This window comes from Pseudomonas avellanae BPIC 631, from assembly GCF_000444135.1.
GTDB classification, from domain to species: Bacteria; Pseudomonadota; Gammaproteobacteria; order Pseudomonadales; family Pseudomonadaceae; genus Aquipseudomonas; species Aquipseudomonas avellanae.
The window spans coordinates 1-1,310 of record NZ_ATDK01000140.1 but is presented as its reverse complement, the minus strand read 5'-3'; the positions used below and the strand labels follow the sequence as shown (position 1 = coordinate 1,310).

Here is a 1,310-nt window from a genome sequence, read left to right as displayed (position 1 = left end):
TGTTTTCGAAAAAATCAGCCACCAACTAACGGAAAATTCAAATCTTATCAATAGCTTAGCTTGCAGGTTATGGGTAACTTATTTCGAAAACAGTACACTAGGGTGAAGCCGAGGGGGACTTAGTCTCGCGAAGAAGATTTCGCTGCATGTATGTTGGGAGGTTACGATGTTTTCCTTCGCTAGCAAGTTGGAAGATTTAAAATGGTACTACTATGGCCAGCTCCGGCGCTTCCCTCTTCTAAGATATGATTGCCGATAATGCTTAATCCCATCATTCTGCAATAACAGGTGGTCTTGAAATGGATTTACTTACGCCTCTCTTCGACGATGAAAAGCTTCATCAACACTTTAAGACGATTTCTGATGGACGAGTCGGTCGGCATTATCAGCGGGATGAAATCCTGCGTTGGCTTGAAGGTTTACCCGACAGGGATAACAAATTCGTCAAAGAGTTTCAGACCACCTTCAACTCCAGTTTTTGGGAGATTTATCTTTACGCGGTTTTCCGCGAGTATGGATTCTCGTTGGACTGGGCTCATGTCGCGCCTGACTTCTGGGTCACAGCTGCAGGCACGATGTTTACAGTAGAGGCAACCACCGCGAACCACGCAGCCGATGGGACGCCTGAGTGGGGTTTGCCGTTGACGCCAGAATTCTACAATAACGTCGACTTCAATGAGCTCAACCGAATCGCGATCATCCGCCTTGCTAACTCATTTATGAGCAAGTCCCAGAAGTACCTAAACAAGTACGCGAACCACGACCATGTAAAAGGATATCCATTTGTTCTTGCAGTCGCGCCTTTCGAACAACCGGGCTTCCACCTCCAAGCCTATCGTCCCATCGAAGCACTACTGTTCGACCACTACGTAGATGAAGACGAGTACCGAGCTAATCCGGAGCGCTTTCCTACCGGGCCAGCGGTAAAATCCCTGGGCAGAGTGGAGAAGAACAACGGATCAGAGATTGAGCTGGGCCTTTTCCAGAACCCGCGTTTCCGGCATATCAGCGCTGTTGTTTTCAGCCATCTGGCCACTTGGGGAAAAGTAGATGCCATGTGCGGTAATCCAGATGCCATCATAAGTTCGATGTGGTTGACCCCTGAGGGCATGAAGCCCGTTATGAATCGAGCGAGCGAATGCAGTGAGACGATCACCGATGGCCTTCGGATTTACCACAACCCTTACGCCACAAATCCTTTGCCGCTAGTGTACTGTTTTCGAAAAAACCAGCTACTAACTAACGTAAAATTCAAATTTTATCAATAACTTAGGTTGCAGGACACGGGTAAATTATTTCGCAAACAGTAC

At 47.6% G+C, this 1,310-nt stretch carries 1 protein-coding gene; it reads left to right on the top strand.

The window, feature by feature from the left end:
* Positions 1-299 precede the first annotated feature (299 nt).
* Entirely contained in the window at positions 300-1,268 is a 969-nt protein-coding gene (locus DW49_RS0107510) for a hypothetical protein (RefSeq protein WP_024421192.1), read from the top strand.
* The last annotated feature ends 42 nt before the right edge of the window (positions 1,269-1,310 follow it).

Bases quoted from the DNA above. Each gene is read 5' to 3' on its own strand.
- DW49_RS0107510 (WP_024421192.1), top strand. From the start codon at position 300: ATGGATTTACTTACGCCTCTCTTCGACGATGAAAAGCTTCATCAACAC.